This window comes from Nocardia sp. bgisy118 (assembly GCF_057708605.1).
The window spans coordinates 24,214-42,255 of the sequence record NZ_JBYISM010000022.1 but is presented as its reverse complement, the minus strand read 5'-3'; the positions used below and the strand labels follow the sequence as shown (position 1 = coordinate 42,255).

Genomic DNA, 18,042 nt, shown 5'->3' with positions numbered 1-18,042 from the left:
TGGCCGGTGCGAAAGCGGAGGTACGCCTAAACGGCGGTGGTGACCTTCGTGCGGAGGCGATCGGCCAAGCGGACCGCGAGCGCGACGATCGTGAGCGTCGGATTGGCATGGCCCGTGGTGGGAAACACCGAGCTGCCCGCGACGAACAGGTTGTCCATTCCGTGCACCAGGCAGTCGGCGTCGACGACGCCGTCGCGCGGGGCGGCGGACATCCGGGTGGTGCCGGTCGGGTGCGCCCAGTCGGTGAGGGTCGGCGGCAGCGTGCTGTCCGGTGTGGCCCAGTCGAACAGGGTCGGTCCGGCGAATCCCAGCCTGGCGAATTCCTGGACCGCCAGCGCGGCGGCGCGGCGCACGGTGGCGTCCTCCTGGGCGTGCACCCGCCAGTCCACCCGCGCCGCCGGCATCCCGAGCCGGTCGGCGCGATCGGTCAGGGTGACACGGCTGTCTCGGTTCGGGGCCTGTTCGACCATGCAGCGCAACTCGATTCGGTCCAGCTTGTGCGGCAGCCCGGTGTGCTGGAGGAGTCGCCGTCGCGCGCCCGCGAGCAGCAGTCCGGAATTGGCCAGCGCGACTTTCGCGTCGTGCCGGTCGCCGCGCCCGCGCAGCAGTTGCTTCACCGAGTCCCACGGATCGTCCGCGGCGGGCACCTCCTGTAACCACAGTGCGCAGTTCAACAGACCCTCGTCGGCCTGGATCTCAGGGGCGAGGGCCACGCCGTGCACGAAAGTGTGGCGGCCGTGCGGCGTCTTCACCACGTACTTGCCGAAGCGGTGCGTGATCGCCTCGGCCGCAGCCGGTTCCAGCGCGCCGACCGCCCCGCAGCGGTGGTCCATCAGATAGCGCCCGACCTGGTCGTTCCGGTTGCCGAGCCCCTCGGGCCGCGCCCGGCGCGAGGCGAGCAGCAGGCGGGGATTGCCGATGCCGCCGGTCGCGAGCACCACCGCGCGGACACGGACGGTGCGCGGTCGTGGGTCGGCTCCCGCCACTTGCAGCGTCTGCACGTGCGTGCCGTCCGGATCGGTGTCGAGATGGGTGACGGTCGCGCCGACGATCACCAGAACATTGGGCGCGGTGAGGCTTTCGATGTGCGCGCCGAAGCGCTTGCAGTCGAACGGGTCGGCGGGGTCGCGGCTGATCTGCCAGAAGTAGGGGCGGAACCGCCGCGGGTCGAGCGCGTCGGCCGGGCGTGTTCGTCCGGCCAGTTCCCAGAAGCCGTCGTCGGTGAAGCCGCTGCCGTGTCCGATGCCGATGTGGCAGGCGGCGCGGGGCAGGTAGGGCTCCAGGTCGGCGGGGCCGATCGGCCATCCGGAGCCGGGAACCCAAGGGCGGTCACGGAAGTCGAGTTCGTCGAGCAGCGCGCAGCGCCCGCTCCACGAGTGCGAATTGCCGCCGAGGATCCGGTCGCCCGCGATCCGGTTCGGCTGCGCCCGGCGCGCGCCGACGTTGTCGTAGTCGTCGAGCGCGTTGGTCGTGTCCGAGGATTCGCGCCCGCCGCTCTCCAGGACCAGTACGCGCAGTGCGGAATTCGCCAACTCGGCCGCGATCGTCAGTCCGGCGGGGCCCGAGCCCACCACGCACACGTCGGCGGTCAGTTCCTCGTCCCGGACCGCTGCCAATTCTTCGATCCGCACGGTCGCCCTCCCGCAAGCCAGAAACCCCGCCCGGCGGGCCGTCGGCCGGTCCGCACGTCACGTTCACTGTACGAGGCGCGCGCCGATCACACGCCGAAAACCGTTGGCGTCAACGAAGTTCGGTGTGGTTTCCGGAACGGACGCGGCGGGCGCGCCGGATGGGCACGGGGTGCGGGATCAGCTTGCGGTGTGCGAACTGCATACCGCCGAGCAGCGCGAGCGCGAGAAGTGCCGTGACATAGTCGCCGAGAGCGAGTGAGAGCACCGCGAAGCCTCCGAGTAGCGGTAGTTCCAACAGGGCGCACCAGCCGAGAATCCGTAGTCGAGTGGCATTGGCGTCCAGCCAGCGCACGCCGTCGTCGATGATCTCGCCCGCCGTGACCGAACAGATCATGCCGTCGCCCACCTGAACGAAGCGATGCACTGCGTCGTCGCGGGTGAGTTCGCCCAGCCAGGCCAGGTCGATGAGCCGCTTGCCCTCTTCGGCGACTTCTCGGACTGTGTCCATGCGACCCCTTCCGAGTCGATATTCGGCCGAATTCTATGTCGACGGAACCCGGCTTCCTAGAGGTGATTCCCGCCGCCTGACCTTGTCCGCGCCGCGCCGGGCCGACCCGAGTACCCACCGGCGGATTCCGTCGAATGTCCTGCGGCGCGTACGCCCACGTGCTGCCCGCGGAGCCGGCGAGCTGCGGGTGATGAGCGCGTGGCCGAGGGCGTTTCGGCCTCTTCGCGCGCGTAGCACGGGGTGGACCGGTGCGGACGTACGGCACGGTTCCTGGCATGCTGACCGGCATGATCACACTGCGGTACTCAGGGGCACGCCTGCTGGCGGGGATTTCGGCGGGCGTCATGCTGCTCGCCGGTTGCGGCGGGAACGACGAGGCAGCGACGAGTTCGGCCGCGCCAACCACCCCGCGTGACCAGCTACTGCTGTCGGAGTCCGAATTCCCGGCCAATACCAAGAAAGTGGACCTGCCCAAGGACCGCCTGGAGACCGCCGCCGCCGATCTGGCAGGCACGCAACAGAATTCCACCATCACCCCGGCGGACTGCGCGGGCACCCAGGAGGATCTGGGAACCGCGACCAAGAACCTGCTCTCGGACGCGGCGGTCGCGGGCGCGACCGACGACAAGGCCGGGCTGATGTTCGTGGAGTTCGTCGCGGGCCGCACCGCCGATCTGGCGCAGATCACCGCGGGAAACAAGAAGTGCGGTGAGGTGAGCGCGACCTCGACCGTGGAGGGCAAGCAGATCACCTCGGTGGTCAAGGTGGAGAACCTCGACGCTCCCGCGGAGCTGAAGGGCGCCGAGGCCATCGTCTACCGCTCGGTCAGCACCTCGACCGTCGGCACCGGCAAGCCGCTCACCTCCACCGCCTACCAGGGCATGGCCGTGCTGCGCGGCACCACAGTCGTCGTGCGCGTCGCCGCGCTGAAGGACTCGCTGGACGAGGCCGCGTTCGAGAAGTTCTTCGTGGACGCGGTGGAGAAGGTGCGCAAGGCCTCGTAGTCAGCGTTCCGCGCGGCCCGCGTTCAGCGTTCCGAACGACGCAGTGCGGTGGGCGTGCGTCCCCACCAGCGACGGGAGGATCGGGTGAAGGTCGCCTGTTCGGCGAAGCCGAGGAGCGAGGCGACCTGGCTCAGCGGCATGTCGGTGGTGGTGAGGTAGCGGTGGGCCTCCTCGCGGCGCACGTCGTCGAGCAGCGCGGCGAAGGTGGCGCCCTCGGCGGCCAGCCTGCGCTGTAGCGTGCGCGGATGCGTTCTCAAAATTCTTGCTACCACGGCGATTTCGGGTGGGGTCGTGCCGAGCAGCTGGCGCAGCGCGGCACGCACCCGTGGCGCGATCGAGGTGCCGATCCCCGCGGTCTGCTCGGCGAGGAAGGCCATGGCCAGCCGGTGCAGATTCTGGTCGCCGCCGGAGAGCGGGCGGTCGGCCAGACCGCACGGCATCCGCAGGATGGCCGCGGACCGGCCCACCCGCACCGGTGCGCCGAAGAATTCCTCATAGGCGCGCAGCGGGGCGGGCGGGTGGTACGGCAGTTCCACCGACCGCAGTCCGTAGCGTTCGCCGACCAGCCGTTGGATGGTGCGGTGCAGGAAGCCGAGGCCGAGATCGGTGCCTTGGACCGGGGCGGGCACGTCCGGCGGTCCGTCGTACCGCAGGGCGATCACGCCGGGGTCGCCGTACGGGTCGGCGGTCAGGCCGAGGCTGAGCGAGCGGGCGTGCACGAACAGGTAGCGCGAGGAGCAGGCGAGCGCGTCGGCCAGGGTGGGGGAGTTGCGGATCGCCAACGCCAGCGGGCCGAGCATGGCCAGGTCCTGGCGGTAGGCGATGCGCAGTCCGAGGTCGGGGCAGTCGAGGCGGTGGGCGGCCAGCTCCAGCGCCGCCCCCATGGCATGGTCGGGGACGAGCAGATCGTCGGCGTCCAGCGCGGCCGTGGGCAGGCCCACCGCGGTCACGTATTCCTCGGCGTCGCCGCCCAGCTCTGCCACCGTGGCGCGGAAGCCGCGCAAGCCTGCGGATCGGATGACGGACATGTCGTCCAGAGTCAAATACTTGTCGCCCGAAGTCAAGAATGCCGCCGGTCGGATCCGCACACTGGAACCCATGACCGCAGTAGCACCGGAGGCCAGTGATGTCCGGAACCGTGATGTCCGGGACCACCTCGACGTCGTGATCGTCGGGGCGGGCCTGTCCGGCATCGGCGCCGCGTACCGGCTCCAGACCGAATGCCCCGGCAAGAGCTACGCCGTGCTGGAGGCCCGCGACGCACTCGGCGGCACCTGGGACCTGTTCCGCTACCCGGGCATTCGCTCGGACTCGGACATGTTCACCCTCGGCTACCCCTTCCAGCCGTGGCGCGACGCGAAGGCGATCGCCGACGGATCCTCGATCCTGCGCTACCTCGAGGAGACGGCGGCCGAGCACGGCATCGACCGGCACATCCGCTTTCGCACCAAGGTGCTCTCGGCCGACTGGTCCAGCGCCGAGTGCCGGTGGACGCTGACCCTCGCCGAGCGCGACGCGGCGGGCCGCACCGTCGAGCGCACGCTCACCTGCGACTTCCTCTACACCTGCGCGGGCTACTACGACTACGACCGCGGCCACGCGCCGGAATTCGCCGGCGCGGACACCTTCTCCGGGCGGATCGTGCACCCCCAGTTCTGGCCGGAGGACCTCGACTACGCGGGCAAGCGAGTCGCGGTGATCGGCAGCGGCGCCACGGCGGTCACGCTGGTGCCGTCGATGGCCGATCAGGCCGAGCTGGTGACGATGGTGCAGCGCAGCCCGACCTGGATCAGCCCCGTCCCCGGCCGGGACAAGCAGGCCGACGCGATTCGCCGTCTGTTGCCGCCGCGCCTGGCGCACCGGGTGATCCGCGCCAAGAAGATCCTGTTCGGCATCGGGTTCTACCAGTACTGCCGCCGTTTTCCCGGCTCAGCGCGCAAGCTGCTCACCGGCCTGACCACGCGGATCATGAAGGACGAGCAGGCCGTCGCCGAGCACTTCACGCCCAGCTACGACCCGTGGGACCAGCGGTTGTGCGCGGTGCCGGACGCCGACTTCTTCAAGGCGATGAAGAAGGGCAAAGCGCAGATCGTCACCGATCACATCGACCGCTTCGTGCCCGAGGGCATCCGGCTGAAGTCAGGGCGGGTGGTGGAGGCCGACATCATCGTCACGGCCACCGGGTTGCGGCTGCTCGCGTTCGGCGGCATCACTCCGCATGTCGACGGCATCCCGGTCCAGCTGTCCGAGCAGTTCGTCTGGCAGGGCGCGATGCTCACCGGCGTGCCCAACTTCGCGGTCTGCGTCGGCTACACCAACGCCTCGTGGACGTTGCGCGCCGACCTCACCTCCCGGCTGGTCTGCAAGGTGCTGCGGCACATGGACGCCAACGGCTACGCGGCCGTCGTCCCGGAACCGGACGGCGAGCTCACCGAGCACCCGCTGCTCGATCTGGCCTCCGGATACGTCCAGCGCTCCATCGGCGACTTCCCCCGCCAAGGCGAGCGTCACCCGTGGAAGGTCCGCCAGAACTATTTGCTGGATTCGGCCACGACGCTGCGCACCAACCTGCACAAGACGCTGAAGCCGACGCCGCGCGCGGATCTCCGCGCTCCGGTCTCCGCTACCGCGCGCTGATCGCGAATCCTCACCCGAAACGGGTGAGGTATTCCGCGGGCGCACCGGCTGGGATGGACATTCAGGTTTCTCCTTCGCGGAAGGGAATGCAGATGACCACACCGACACCGGAAACCCAGCACCCGGTTCGCCAGGGCATCGCGGCGGGCACCTCCATCGGCGCCGCGATCCTGCTGCTGACCGTTGGTGTACTGCAGATCTTCGAAGGCATTTCGGCCATCATCGACGACGAACTGTTCGTCGTGGGGCCCGAGTACGTGTACCAGTTCGACATCTCCACCTGGGGCTGGATCCATCTCGTGCTCGGCATCCTCCTGGTGATCTGCTCGATCGGGCTCATGACGGGAAGCACCTGGGGCAGGGTCGCGGCCATCGCCATCGCGGCGCTCGCGATCATCGCCAATTTCCTCTCGCTGCCCTACTACCCGTACTGGTCGATCCTGATCATCGCCCTGAGCATCGTGGTGATCTGGGCGGTGTCGACTTGGAAGCCGACCGACGAATACTGAGGGCGGCTCGGTCGCTACGGTGGGCCGATGGCCGAGACGATCGCCGTCGCCCGCGCCCAGTGGCTCGGTCACCGCTGGCGCCGCCACGGCCTGAACGGGCGAACGAACGGCGGGGCGCTGGACGACCTGCTGCTGCTCGGACTCCAGGATGGGCGATTCGGCGGCGCCGCGTACTCGCTGCGTCAGCGCACCGAGCGGATCGGCTCCACACCGCTCGGCCGGGCGATCGATCCGGCCGGGCCGTTGGTGAGCTGGTGGTCGATGCGCGGCGCCCCGCACGCGCACCGGCTGGCCCAGCTGGACGTCGTGCGCGACGCGCTGGCGCCGCAGGTCTCGGACGAGGGCGGCGCGGCGCAGGCCGACGCCGTCGCCGAGGTCGCCGCGGCGCTGCGCGCTGTCGTCACCCGACCGATGCCGAAGGCCGAGGTCAGCGCGGCGGTGACCGCGCGGGTCTCACCCGCGCTGGTGCGCTGGTGCGAGCGCTGCGCAGCGGAGCATGTGCCGGACGGGCTGTTCCGCGCAGCCGGATGTCAGGCGCAGATCGTGCTCGGGCCGGAGGTGAACCGGGCGACGGTGCTGTATCCGACCCCGGATCATCCCGCCGTCGGCGTGCGACAGCCGCGCCTGGCGCTGTTGCGAGCCTTCTTTCGAGTGAACGGGCCGACCACCCGTCCGCTGTTCCGCGATTGGCTCGGCGCCGCCGCCGACGAGCCGTGGCGCGCGGTGGCGGGCACGCTGGTGCGAGTGCGGGTGGACGATCGACGATACGACCTGCCCGAATCGCTGCTGGACGAGGTGCGCGGCGCACCGCCGCCGGAGGGTGTGCTGCTGGTTCCGCCCGGCGATCCCTATCTGCGCCAAGCGGATCGGTCGCTGCTCGTCCCCGACCGCGCGAGGCGGGGACAGGTGTGGCGGGCGCTGTCCGCGCCGGGCGCGGTGCTCGTCGACGGTGAGGTGGCGGGTGTCTGGCGGTACCGCCGTGATCGGCACCGGATGGCGGTGAGCCTGTTCGCGGCGCTTCCGAGCGGACGCCGCGATGAGATGGAGCGGAATGCGCAGTGGCTGACCGGAGACGACCGGTTGCGCTTCGGCTTCGATGAAGTCGGCTAGCACGGGAGGTCGTCGGACGCGATGGTCAGCTGGGAGCGGGTGCTCGCGGTTCCGTACGTCCGTCCCGGATCGCTTGCGCCACCTCTTCCACGGCCGTGCGCACTGTCGCACCGTACTCGTCGTCACCGAGCGTGTGCAGGCAACCGCGGGCGGCTTCGATCTGACGCTCGGCGGCCTCGAACGAGGCGAGGCGGCGGTAGTTGTCGGCGAGGTTCAGGTGCAGCGAGGGGTAGAAGCCGCGCACGTTCAGTCCCGCGTGGTGGCGGCGCACGCGCTCGTCGGTGAGGCTGTCCGCGGCGTCGAGTGCGCGGATGTCCCAGGTGAGGGCCTGCGCGGCGTCGTCGTGCAGGTCGGCGAGGTAGTGCGCGAGGGTGCAGCGGTGCAGTGGATCGCCCTGCGGGCCGAGTTCGGTCCACAGCTCGGTCAGCATGGTGCGTGCGGTGTCGCGGTCGCCCGCGCGGCCGAGCCCGACCGCGCGGGTGATGGCGTCCATGGTGGTGTCGGTTGGATCGGTCATCGGTCGTCCTCCGTGGTCGGTACGAATGTGGGCATGACGAGGGTGGTGAGATCGCCGTCGGTCGCCGAACGGACGACGACCGGTTGGTCGGGGGCGGCGAGGTCGAACATCAGGTCCGGCCCGATCGCGCTCGCGACGGCGGGGCGCAGCACCGTGGAACGGAACGCGAGATCCATCGGGGGGCCGTTGATCACGGCGGGCAGCCGGGTGGCGGTGACGGCGCCGGAGACCGCGAGCCCGGCCCCGTCGACGGCGCAGACGACGCTCTCGTCCGCGGCCGTCTCCAGCAGGTCGAGCAGCGCGGCGCGGGCAACCAGCACCCGGGTGCGCACGGTGGGCAGTCCATCGAGCACCGCTCGGTAGTCGGGGAAGGGCTCTCCGATTCCGGCGCAGTCGTGCTCGGTGTCGCCGGAGGTGAGCGCGAGGCCGGATTCGCGCGGCGCGAGGACGACCTCCTCGATCGAGTCCAGCCACGGGCGCAGCGACGCCAGCGTCGCGGCCCCGATCACCGCTGTCCACTCGCGGCCGTTCCGCAGCGGAGCCACGGTGCGCGTCGACAGCCGGTACCGGTCGGTGGCAGTGAGCGTCAGCGCGGTCGAATCCGCCTCCACCAGGATGCCGGTGAGTACCGGGGCCGAGTCGTCGACCGCCGCGGCCGCGCCCACTTGCGCGATGGCGCGCGCCAATTCGGCCGCGGGCACCGCCGTGCCGTGCCCCGCGCCGAGAGTCCGCTTGACCTGCGCCGCGACCCGCGCGGCCGCCTTCGCCCGCCGTTCCAGCACCGCGACGTGCGCGTCGAGCAACCGTTCGGCGCGGTCCGGGTCGGCCGCGAGCACCTCGGTGATGGCCTCCAGCGACAGGTCGATGCCGCGCAGCCGCCGGATCAGCACCGCCCGCTCGCACTGCGAGCGCGTGTAATACCGGTATCCGGTCGCCGCGTCGACCTCGGTGGGCGTGAGCAGCCCGCAGTCGGCGTAGAACCGCAGCGCGCTCGCGGTCAGGCCGCTGGCCCGCGCCAGCGCCCCGATGGTGATCAACTCCTCGACCCTGGAACTCCACACCGGGCCATCATGGAGTCTCAACCAACGTGAAGGTCAACCGCGCCCAGCCAACCGCGTCGCCGTCCCGCTCGATCAGACCGGGTACGGCTCCCGACACGACCAGCACCGTTAGATGTGATCCTGCGGCAGCCAATTTCCGTGGAAGCCGGACGGAATCCGAACCGGCAGGTGCACTTCCGCGATAGGCGGGTTGGCCAGGTCGGCGGCATCGAGGATCGCCAGATAGCTGGTGCCGCGTGCGCGGTCGTGGACGAAGGTCATCAGATATCCGTCGTCACTGCCCGAAGAGCCGTGGTGCGGGACGAAAACCGCTTCACCGCAAGTGTGTCCGGTGGGCAGCCGATGTACTCGGCGCGAAACCTCCGCGCTGAAGTCGTATTTGTAGATTTCCGAGTGGTTCGGCTCGGCCTCCAGCGAAAAGCTCGTGACATACCCGAAGCGGTTGTGCCGCCCGATCTCGGCGTCCGCGATGCGCGGATATTCGATCGCCGCGTCGTCGAGTGCCTGCTCGGTGGCGGTGCCCGTGCTGAGATCGAGCCGCCAGCGGTGCAGGCGCGGCAGTCCTCCGCCGATGTCGTCGGGACCGGTTCGCCACAGCGTCGGCACCCGGCAGCCGGTGACCGTGATGGTGCCGTCGGCCTCGTACGCGTTCATGGTGTGCCATACGTAGCAAGGCTCGACGTCGAACCAGCGCACGCGTCCGCCTTGCCGGGGCATGACGCCGAAACGAGCGCTGTGCCGATCGTCCCAGCGCCAAGGCATGCCCGTGCCGGCCGGATCGAAGACCACGGGAAGGTCCATGAAGATCGCGTAGGTCTCGGTGATGGCGAAGTCGTGCATCATCGTCGCGCGCGGAACGGGTACCACCTGCGCATGGAGCAGCTCGCCGGTCGCCGCGGCCCGGTAGTACGTCAAGTACGGCGGGCGCAGCTGGACGCCGAAGAACAACAGCTCCCCGGTCCTCGGGCAGATCTTGGGATGGGCGGTCATCGGAGTACGCAGCGCGTCCGCGAAAGTGAACGGTCCGACGGTCTCCAATTCCGGGCTGATCTCATAGGGAAAGCCGCCTTCCTCGAGCGCCAGCAGCCGGCCCGCGTGCGCGACCACGTGGGTGTTGGCAGTGGTGACGCGGTAGTCCAGCTTCCCGGTGTCGGCGTCGACGGTCAGCGCGAGCCTGGACTGCGCGGGATGCGCGAACAAGGGGGTTCGCACGTACCGGTTGCGATACCAGCGAGCCTGTCCGTCCCGCAGCGCCACCGCGTGGATCATGCCGTCGCCCGAGAAGTAGTGCGGCGACCAGCCCGTGCGCGGATTGGGGCCGTTGCGCAGATACACCCCGTTCAAATCTTCGGGAACGGTCCCGATCACCGTGGCCGGTTGCACTGTCACCTCGTCGGTGATCGGCGCATTGTTTCCCGAAAGGTGCAAGGGCGGATCGGTGTTGGGCGGGGTCGTCATGAGCTGCTCTCCTGTTCTCAGTAGGCGGCCCAAGCTTGCGGCGACGATCTGCGAAGAAACAGTCTTGTTCTTGCCGCCGCCCTCAGCCGGTCGAAGAAGACGCAGCGCAACGGCGATGAAATTGACACCGCGCCCGTCTCATGCCCGGTGCACCGGCCCGTGCGGCTCGGCGCAGTGCAGATCCGCGCGCGGCGCGGTCGGATCGGACACGTGGTCCACCTGCAACGTCGTGTGCTCCAGGCCGAACTCCGCCAGCAGCACCCGCTCGATCCCCAGCCGCACGGCGTGGCAGTCGGACCGGTCGTCGACCAGGATGTGCGCCGACAGCGAGGGCTCGCCCGAGGTGATCACCCAGACGTGCAGGTCGTGTACCTCGCTGACCTGCGGGATGGTGACGATGCGCGCGCCGATGGCATCGGGATCGAGGTGTGCGGGCGCGGCCTCCAAGAAGATCCGCCCCGATTCGCGGACCAGCGCCCAGCCTGCCTTCAGCATCAGCGCGGCGACCACCAGCGCCGCGATGGCGTCGGCGCGGGGATAACCGGCAAGCCACACCACCGCGCCCGCGATGGCCGTGCCGATGAAGGCGTACATGTCGTTGAGGATGTGCTGGAAGGCGCCTTCGACATTGAGGCTGGTGCGGTTGGCGCGGCTGATGCACCACGCGGCGACGACGTTGACGACGATGCCGACCAGCGCGGTGACGAAGACCAGCGGGCCTGCCACGTCCGGCGGGTGGATCAGCCGGTCCACGCCTTCGTAGACGAACCACGCCGCCAGCAGCAGCAGGGTGATGCCGTTGGCTTGCGCCGACAGGATCTCCGCGCGCTTGTAGCCGTAGGTGTAGCGGCCGCGCGCGGGGCGCTTGGACAGCCGGATGGCGATGAGCGCGAGGACGATCGATGCGGCGTCGGTGAGCATGTGCGCGGCGTCGGTGATCAGCGCCAGCGACTGCGCCAGCAGGCCGACCACCACCTCGGCCGCCATGAACGCGAGGATCAGGGCGAGCGCGATGCTCAGCCAGCGCGGGTCCGAGTCCGCGGACACGCCGTGATCGTGGTGGTGCCCGCCGCCGTGGTCGTGGCTGTGATCATGGGAGTGCCGGAGCTCATCGGCGCACTCGCGTTCCCGCGTCGTGCTGTCCGCCGGTCGCGCCGGGTGCCGCGGCGACACGCAGTGATCTCCCATGAGCGAACGTCCCTTCCACGTCGGATGGCTGCCGCGCCACAGCCTAGCCTATCTTGCAGACATGCGCATGTCTGCATTTATTTGGAGGTGTAGGAGGATTGCCGGGCGGGTACCCGCATCCGGCGTACCGCCGCGGTGCGCAACTGTGATCATGTGCAGTGCACTGTCGTTCGGACCTGCGGTTACGATGCGGACGGCGCCTAGCGGGTGATCGGCGACACCACCCGTTCGGTGCGAGCCTTCCCGGTCGCGGAAGGCCGGCTCGTGGACACAAAGGGGTATGCGATGGACAGGCCGGCGTGGGCGCCCGAGGGCGTGGATATGCAGCAGGCGAGCCCGGCACGCATGTACGACGCGCTGCTCGGCGGCTCGCACAATTTCGAGGTCGACCGCAAGGCCGCCGACTTGGGCAAGCGGCTGGTGCCCGATCTGCCGCTGGTCGCGCTGAGCAACCGCGCGTTCCTGCGCAGGGCGGTGCGCTTCCTGGTGGACGCGGGCATACGCCAGTTCCTCGACATAGGCTCGGGCATCCCGACGGCGGGCAACGTGCACGAGGTGGCGCAGCGGCTCGACCCGGAGATCCGGGTGCTCTACGTCGACATCGATCCGGTCGCCGTCGCGCACTCGAAGGCGATCCTGCGCGACAACGACCGCGCCGCGGCGATCGAAGCGGATCTGCGCAAGCCGGAGGAACTGCTCGGCAAGGTCCGCGAGACCGGATTGATCGATTTCGACCAGCCCGTCGGGCTGCTGCTGGTCGCGGTGCTGCACCTGCTCTCCGACGAGGACGCGCCCGCCGCGAAGGTCGCCGCGATGCGCGCCGCCGTGCCGAGCGGTTCCTTCGTGGCGATCTCGCACCTGACCTCGGAGCTGCGGCCCGAGGACGCCGCGCAGCTCGGTGCGAACGCGGCACAGCAGAGCAAGGTCGGGATTCACTTCCGCTCCGCCCCTGCCATCGCGGCTATGTTCGACGGATGGGACCTGGTGGAGCCGGGTGTGGTGGAACTACCCGCCTGGCGCCCGGAATCCGAGCGCGATCTCCACGAGGCGCCCGGCCGATCACTCGGTCTGGCCGGACTCGGTCACAAGGTCTGAGGCCGGAACTGTCGAGGGCGCCGGTCGGACGGGCAGGAGGTCGCGGGTAGTGGGTCTGCGCGAGCTGGCGTTGCGATGGGCGGACGCGCTGGACGGCGTCGTCGCACCCACGCTCACGCGGACCGAGACCGAGGCGATGCTCGCCGACCTGTCCGAGCTCCTTGTCGCCGCCATCCGCGGCGACGGCGATCTGCGCGACGCCCACGACGCGGCCGTGGTGCTGGTGGCCGCGAACTACCGCGACCCGCTGATGGTCAGCCGTTCGATCGCGGTGATCTGCCACGACATGGTCGAGGAGATCTGCGCCCCCGGCGACGCGGACCACGACCGGGTGCGCGATCGCGCGGTGGCCGTGGCCGCCGAGTTCGCCTCCGGTTGCACCGGCGCCTTGCGTGCGGCCGCGCTGGTCGAGCAGGAGACGACCCTCGGCGCGGCGCTGGCCGCGGCACGGGACGCCGAAGCGCGGCGCCAGCTTTCGGAGGCGAGGTTCGAGGCCGTGTTCGCGGGCGCCTCGGTCGGCATCGGCACCGTCGACGTCACCGGGCGCGTGCTCGCGGTGAACGCCGCCTTCGCCGAGATGCTCGGCCTGCCGCAGGAGCACATGCCGGGGCGCGCGGTGGCCGAGCTGCTCGGGCCCGCCAACATCGGGCACGCCTACGGACGGTTCCGGAGCATGCTGGCGGGCGAGACCGATCGCTTCCGCCTGGAGACCACGCACGTGCGCCCGGACGGCGGACTTGCTCACATCGACCTGTCGATGTCGGCGGTGCGCGACGCGGACAGGCGCATCCAGTTCCTGATCGGCGTGGCGGTGGACGTCACCGAGCGCAAGCAGCTGTCCGACCGGCTCTGGCACGACGCTCACCACGACAACCTGACCGGGCTGCCCAATCGGCTGCTCTTCTTCGATCGGCTGGCGAGCGCGGTGCCGCCGATCGGTCTGTGCTACCTGGATCTGGACGGCTTCAAAACGGTCAACGACGAATGGGGACACACCGTCGGCGACCGGGTGCTGCACGAGGTGGCGCAACGCTTGCGTGCCGCCGCCGAATCGCTCGGCGGACTGACCGCCCGCATCGGCGGCGACGAGTTCATCGTGCTGGTCGAGCGCTGCGCGGGGGAGCCACAGCTGACCGCGGTCGCCGACGAACTGCGCGCCGCGCTGGCGACGCCGTTGTGGGTGGCGGGTCATCCGGTGCACGTCGGCGCCAGCGTCGGCACCGTGTTCGTGGTGGACCGGCCGAGCGCGATCGACGCGCTCATGCACGCGGTGGACACCGCCATGTATCGCGACAAGACGGGCCGTTCGCCGCGCGGACCGTAGACGGCCTGACGTCTCAGGCGATGCCCGCGACGGGTTCGGCCAGCGAGCTGTCCCCGGCCGCGGCGATCACCGCGCCGTGCTCGCTGATCAGCCAGCGCCCGCACACACAGCGCAGATAGCTGATCTCGCCGTGCGCGGACACGACCGTGGGGGAGGGCCAGGAGCAGGAAGGGCAGATGGCGGACACGCCCTCAGCCTGATGTAATGGCTTTGTGCATTTCAACCCTTACGGCGGCACGGCCGCCGAGCTGGCCGCACGCCTGGTGAACGCCGATCCGGACGCGGACCTGCTCGCGGTGCTGGACGCGGCGGGATACAAGCCGCTGGGGTCGCTCGACGCGCGGCAGACCGCCGAATTGCGCCGCTGGATCGCGCGGCTCGGCGAGGTCTTCGACGCGCCCTCGGTACCGCAGCTCAACGCGTTGCTGGCGGAAACGACCAGTCGCCCATACATTTCGACGCACGACGGCCGCGCGCCGCATCTGCACTACGCCCATGAGGACGCGCCGACCGACGAGCGGGTGAAGGCCTACACGGCCGCCGGGCTCGCGGCCCTGTTCTGCGAAGACCCCGACCGCATCGGCCGCTGCGCGCGGCCGGGCTGCGCGCAGGTGTTCGTGGACACCTCACGCAACGGGCGGCGTCGCTTCTGCTCGACTCGCTGCTCGAATCGAGTGCACGTGGCCGACCACCGTATGCGGCGCTCGGCGTGAGCAGGCCGATTCGCGCGACCGGATGCCGCGCGCGTCGTTGGGCTCAGTTGGTGACAACGGGTCCGTGCAGCCGGAAGTGCGGATGCTCCTCGGCGCGCATCCACCGCCCGTAGGTCGCCTGGCCCGTGTCGTCGTCGCGCTGGATCGGGCTGACCCAGGTGCGGCGCGGAATCTGGCCGCCGCTGCGCGGGCCGTGCGCGACCAGCGGGACCTGCCTGGCGACCAGGTAGTAGTCCTCGTCGGAGTGGGTCTCCGGGAGGTATTCGCACAGTTGCTCGGCGGCGTCGCCGAGATCGGCGCCCGCCACCACGCCGTGGCGCGGACTGGGGCCGTCGGCCTCGACGACGACGGCCGAGACCGTCCACATGCGATTGCCCGGCAAACGGGCAGCGGGCCCGTCCGGGTCGGTGGCGGTGCGATGACGCGGTTCGGTGGTGTCTGCCGCCTCGGCCGCGTACGCGCTCTCGATCATCCTGCACCTCCGGGTGTGGGCCGCGGGTCGGCCGGACCGAAAGGGCTGTAATCGATCATCTTGCCTCCCAACGTAATCAGAAGAGAACAGCCGGTCATAGGTCGGGACATCTTGTGTCCGGGGTCAATTCGGCAATTCGGAGGAGAACTGACCTACAAAACAGTGTATAGCCCCCGCGGGGACGCCGTGGCCGAACCGTCCGGTTGACGTGGTGAAACACGTTCCCCGGCATGATGATTCAACCGTCGAGCGGCTTTCCGGCGTTACAGGCGGCGGGGGTGCGCCGAATCGGCAAATCGCAGGCAATTGGCGTGTGTGATCGAACGTGTTCGGTTCTCCGCGCGTTCGTGCGCGATTACGCGGTGCCGTTGAGCCGCCCGGCCACCGCGGGCAGTCGATCGATCATCGCGATGGTGAAATCCGCGAGCAGATCGATCAGGCCGTCTCGGTCGACGTCCAGTCCGCCGTCCAGCCAGACGAGCACCAGTTCGGCGGCTCCGCCGGTGATGAGCTGGGAGGTCGCGGCGACCGCGGCGTCCTGACCCTCGGGCAGGTCGAGGACGATGCGGGTTTGCTCGATGATCGTCGCGGCGACGCTGCGCATGCCCGCGAAACGGGTGCGCATCAGCACCTCGTCGCCGTAGGCCTGCGCGAAGACGATCTTGGCCCGGCGCGGGTCGTCGGTGAGTTCGGTGATCAGCGCGGCCACCGCGGCGCGGATGCGCCGCGCGGGCGCGCCCTCGGTCTCGGCGATGGCCGTGCGGGCCCGGTCGAGCGCCGAACGCTGCACTGCGAGCAGCAGTTCGGAGGCCAGCGCGCCCAGGTCGGGGAACGCCTCGTAGAAGAACCGGGGGCCGACTTTGGCCTGTTCGCAGACCCCGCGCACGGTCAGCGCCGCGAGGCCCTGGGTGCCGACGATGGCGAGCGCGGCGTCGAGCAGGCGCCTGCGCCGATCCTCGCGGCGCTCGGCGCTGGACACCCCGCGATAGGTGCCGGTGAATGCTCGGGTCACCCGGCCAGCTTGGCACAGCACAAGTTGGGAAACAAACGTATACGGAAACGTCCGTTTCCTATATGGTCGATGCATCGCAGCGTCGCGAAGGGAATGGGACCATGAGTCTTCTCGTGCCACAACGAGTCAGTGCGGTGTCCGACGGGGCCAGGCAGCTGCGAACCCAGCTGTCGTGGCGGGTCCAGCGGGTCGGCGTCCGTTTCGTGCAGCACTATCCGACCAAGGTGCGGCCGCTGGCCGAACCGCCCGCGGGGAGCGGGCTGCGGCCGACCCTCGGCGACTTCGGACCGCCCGGCATCGGATACACGCTGCACACCCTCGCGGACCCGATCGAGTTCGCGCGCAAGCGTTTCGAACGGTTCGGCCCGGTGCAGTGGATGGGCGTCCTCGGCAGGCCGGTGGTGACCGTCGGAAGCCCGGAGGCGTTCGAGGTCGTCATGCTGGACCGGGACAAGGTCTTCTCCGCGCAACGCGGCTGGGAGTTCCTCATCGGCCCGTTCTTCCGCGGCGGGCTGCTGCTGCGCGATTTCGACGAGCACATGTTCCATCGCCGGATCATGCAGCAGGCCTTCACCCGGCCACGCCTGGTCGGCTACCTCGACCTGACCACGCCGCTGCTGCGCGCAGGCATCGAGAAGTGGCGTCCGGCCCCGGATTTCCCCGTCTACAGCGCCATCAAGAAGCTGCTGCTGCAACAGGCCACCGAGGTGTTCGCGGGCGCCGCGCTCGGTGCGGAGGGCGACCGGCTCGAGCGCGCCTTCGAGGACGCGGTGCACGGAGGGAAGGCGCTGGTGCGCGCCAACCTGCCCGGCGGTGTGTGGGCGCGCGGGCTGCGCGGGCGCCGGGTGCTCGAGGAGTACTTCCGCCGCGAGCTCCCGGTCAAGCGCGCGGGCGAGGGCAACGACCTGTTCAGCGTGCTGTGCCGGGCCAGCACCGTCGAGGGCCACGCCTTCACCGACGAGGAGGTCGTCCAGCACATGATCTTCGTGATGATGGCCGCCCACGACACCAGCACCATCGCCTCCGCCATGCTCGTCCACGAACTGGGCAGGCATCCCGAGTGGCAGGAGCGGCTGCGGGCGGAATCCCGTGCGCTGGGCAAGGTTTCGCTCGGCTACGACGATCTGGATCGGCTGCCCGCGCTGGACATGGCGTTCAAGGAGGCGCTGCGGATGTACGCGCCGGTCGCCCAGCAGGCCCGCGAGACCTTGCGCGACACCGAGATTCTCGGCCACTACGTGCCGCGCGGAACGCTGATCATGTGCGGCCTGTACGCGATGATGCGCACCGACGCATTCTGGCGCGACGCGCACGCGTTCGATCCCGAGCGGTTCGCGCCGGAGCGCCGCGAGGACAAGGCGCACCGCTTCGCCTGGTCGCCGTTCGGCGGCGGGGCGCACAAGTGCATCGGACTGTACTTCGGCGGGATGACGGTGAAAGCCGTGCTGCACCAGATGCTGCTCGAGTACCGCTGGACGGTGCCCGCCGGTTACCGGGTGCCGCTGGTGGCGGGGACCGGCCCGACGCCCGCCGACGGATTGCCCGTCCGGCTCGAACGGATCGGGCGGTGAGGCTCGCGGCCGATCGCGGCCGGTGCGAGGGGCACGGCATGTGCGAGGCGCTCGCGCCCGCGCTGTTCCGCGTCGGCGCGGACGGTGTCGTCGCGCCGCTGGTCGACTCGGTGTCCCCGGCGGACGCCGAGGTGGTGGCGCTGGCCGTCGACAGCTGTCCCGTCCAGGCGTTACGGTGGGCAGAGGATTGATTGTGATCGACGAACAAGTGGCTGAACTCGCGAAACCGTCC

At 70.0% G+C, this 18,042-nt stretch carries 19 protein-coding genes; 9 read left to right on the top strand and 10 right to left on the bottom strand.

What is annotated here, in order from left to right; all coding sequences use genetic code 11:
• Nucleotides 1-26 precede the first annotated feature (26 nt).
• The gene (locus tag AC3EO7_RS24795; RefSeq protein WP_431962264.1) at nt 27-1,631 is read right to left on the bottom strand and encodes a GMC oxidoreductase; all 1,605 of its coding nucleotides are present in this window, start codon (nt 1,629-1,631) and stop codon (nt 27-29) included.
• Nucleotides 1,632-1,740: 109 nt separating this feature from the next.
• Nucleotides 1,741-2,139, bottom strand: coding sequence for a hypothetical protein (locus AC3EO7_RS24790; protein ID WP_431962266.1), 399 nt, complete (start codon nt 2,137-2,139; stop codon nt 1,741-1,743).
• A gap of 287 nt (nt 2,140-2,426) precedes the next feature.
• Here AC3EO7_RS24790 and AC3EO7_RS24785 point away from each other — a divergent pair, with 287 nt between their 5' ends.
• Nucleotides 2,427-3,143, top strand: coding sequence for a hypothetical protein (locus AC3EO7_RS24785; protein WP_431962268.1), 717 nt, complete (start codon nt 2,427-2,429; stop codon nt 3,141-3,143).
• Nucleotides 3,144-3,166: 23 nt separating this feature from the next.
• Here AC3EO7_RS24785 and AC3EO7_RS24780 read toward each other — a convergent pair whose 3' ends face one another.
• A complete protein-coding gene (locus tag AC3EO7_RS24780; protein ID WP_435592509.1) occupies nt 3,167-4,171 on the bottom strand; it encodes an AraC family transcriptional regulator in 1,005 nt (334 codons plus the stop codon).
• Between the two features lie 70 nt (nt 4,172-4,241).
• Between AC3EO7_RS24780 and AC3EO7_RS24775 the strand changes: the two genes are divergently transcribed.
• The 3 genes from AC3EO7_RS24775 (at nt 4,242) to AC3EO7_RS24765 (ending at nt 7,399) form a co-directional block, all read left to right on the top strand.
• Nucleotides 4,242-5,780 (top strand): flavin-containing monooxygenase, encoded by a 1,539-nt coding sequence (locus AC3EO7_RS24775; protein ID WP_435592508.1) that lies wholly within the window; start codon nt 4,242-4,244, stop codon nt 5,778-5,780.
• Nucleotides 5,781-5,866: 86 nt separating this feature from the next.
• Nucleotides 5,867-6,289, top strand: a complete 423-nt coding sequence (locus tag AC3EO7_RS24770; RefSeq protein WP_431962274.1) for a DUF7144 family membrane protein — start codon at nt 5,867-5,869, stop codon at nt 6,287-6,289.
• Between the two features lie 27 nt (nt 6,290-6,316).
• Nucleotides 6,317-7,399, top strand: coding sequence for a DNA glycosylase AlkZ-like family protein (locus AC3EO7_RS24765; RefSeq protein WP_431962276.1), 1,083 nt, complete (start codon nt 6,317-6,319; stop codon nt 7,397-7,399).
• Between the two features lie 25 nt (nt 7,400-7,424).
• Here the strand turns inward: AC3EO7_RS24765 and AC3EO7_RS24760 are convergent, their stop codons facing one another.
• The 4 genes from AC3EO7_RS24760 to AC3EO7_RS24745 all read right to left on the bottom strand — a co-directional run bounded on the left by AC3EO7_RS24760 (nt 7,425) and on the right by AC3EO7_RS24745 (nt 11,482).
• Complete coding sequence (locus AC3EO7_RS24760) at nt 7,425-7,916, bottom strand: hypothetical protein (protein WP_435592507.1); 492 nt, start codon at nt 7,914-7,916, stop codon at nt 7,425-7,427.
• Nucleotides 7,913-8,977 (bottom strand): DNA polymerase III subunit beta family protein, encoded by a 1,065-nt coding sequence (locus AC3EO7_RS24755; protein WP_435592506.1) that lies wholly within the window; start codon nt 8,975-8,977, stop codon nt 7,913-7,915. Before AC3EO7_RS24755 ends, AC3EO7_RS24760 begins: the two co-directional genes overlap by 4 nt.
• A gap of 108 nt (nt 8,978-9,085) precedes the next feature.
• Nucleotides 9,086-10,435 carry a carotenoid oxygenase family protein gene (locus tag AC3EO7_RS24750; protein ID WP_435592505.1) on the bottom strand — a complete coding sequence of 450 codons (1,350 nt, stop codon included), beginning with the start codon at nt 10,433-10,435 and terminating at the stop codon, nt 9,086-9,088.
• A 138-nt stretch (nt 10,436-10,573) separates the two neighbouring features.
• Entirely contained in the window at nt 10,574-11,482 is a 909-nt protein-coding gene (locus AC3EO7_RS24745; protein ID WP_431962284.1) for a cation diffusion facilitator family transporter, read from the bottom strand.
• Between the two features lie 426 nt (nt 11,483-11,908).
• On the opposite strand from AC3EO7_RS24745, the gene AC3EO7_RS24740 reads away from it, so the two are divergent.
• A complete protein-coding gene (locus AC3EO7_RS24740) occupies nt 11,909-12,718 on the top strand; it encodes an SAM-dependent methyltransferase (RefSeq protein ID WP_431962286.1) in 810 nt (269 codons plus the stop codon).
• A 49-nt stretch (nt 12,719-12,767) separates the two neighbouring features.
• Nucleotides 12,768-14,042: a diguanylate cyclase domain-containing protein gene (locus AC3EO7_RS24735; protein WP_435592504.1), complete on the top strand. Its 1,275-nt coding sequence runs from the start codon at nt 12,768-12,770 to the stop codon at nt 14,040-14,042.
• A 13-nt stretch (nt 14,043-14,055) separates the two neighbouring features.
• Here the strand turns inward: AC3EO7_RS24735 and AC3EO7_RS24730 are convergent, their stop codons facing one another.
• Entirely contained in the window at nt 14,056-14,229 is a 174-nt protein-coding gene (locus AC3EO7_RS24730) for a hypothetical protein (protein WP_435592503.1), read from the bottom strand.
• Nucleotides 14,230-14,254: 25 nt separating this feature from the next.
• On the opposite strand from AC3EO7_RS24730, the gene AC3EO7_RS24725 reads away from it, so the two are divergent.
• Nucleotides 14,255-14,755: a CGNR zinc finger domain-containing protein gene (locus AC3EO7_RS24725; protein ID WP_431962292.1), complete on the top strand. Its 501-nt coding sequence runs from the start codon at nt 14,255-14,257 to the stop codon at nt 14,753-14,755.
• A gap of 43 nt (nt 14,756-14,798) precedes the next feature.
• On the opposite strand, the gene AC3EO7_RS24720 is transcribed toward AC3EO7_RS24725, so the two are convergent.
• Together AC3EO7_RS24720 and AC3EO7_RS24715 are read right to left on the bottom strand one after the other, a co-directional pair.
• Nucleotides 14,799-15,227 (bottom strand): hypothetical protein, encoded by a 429-nt coding sequence (locus AC3EO7_RS24720; protein ID WP_431962294.1) that lies wholly within the window; start codon nt 15,225-15,227, stop codon nt 14,799-14,801.
• A gap of 355 nt (nt 15,228-15,582) precedes the next feature.
• Nucleotides 15,583-16,239, bottom strand: coding sequence for a TetR family transcriptional regulator (locus AC3EO7_RS24715; protein ID WP_435592502.1), 657 nt, complete (start codon nt 16,237-16,239; stop codon nt 15,583-15,585).
• A gap of 101 nt (nt 16,240-16,340) precedes the next feature.
• On the opposite strand from AC3EO7_RS24715, the gene AC3EO7_RS24710 reads away from it, so the two are divergent.
• Both AC3EO7_RS24710 and AC3EO7_RS24705 read left to right on the top strand, forming a co-directional pair.
• Nucleotides 16,341-17,810 (top strand): cytochrome P450, encoded by a 1,470-nt coding sequence (locus AC3EO7_RS24710; RefSeq protein ID WP_435592501.1) that lies wholly within the window; start codon nt 16,341-16,343, stop codon nt 17,808-17,810.
• The gene (locus AC3EO7_RS24705; RefSeq protein WP_431962300.1) at nt 17,807-18,001 is read left to right on the top strand and encodes a ferredoxin; all 195 of its coding nucleotides are present in this window, start codon (nt 17,807-17,809) and stop codon (nt 17,999-18,001) included. Before AC3EO7_RS24710 ends, AC3EO7_RS24705 begins: the two co-directional genes overlap by 4 nt.
• Nucleotides 18,002-18,042 lie beyond the last annotated feature (41 nt).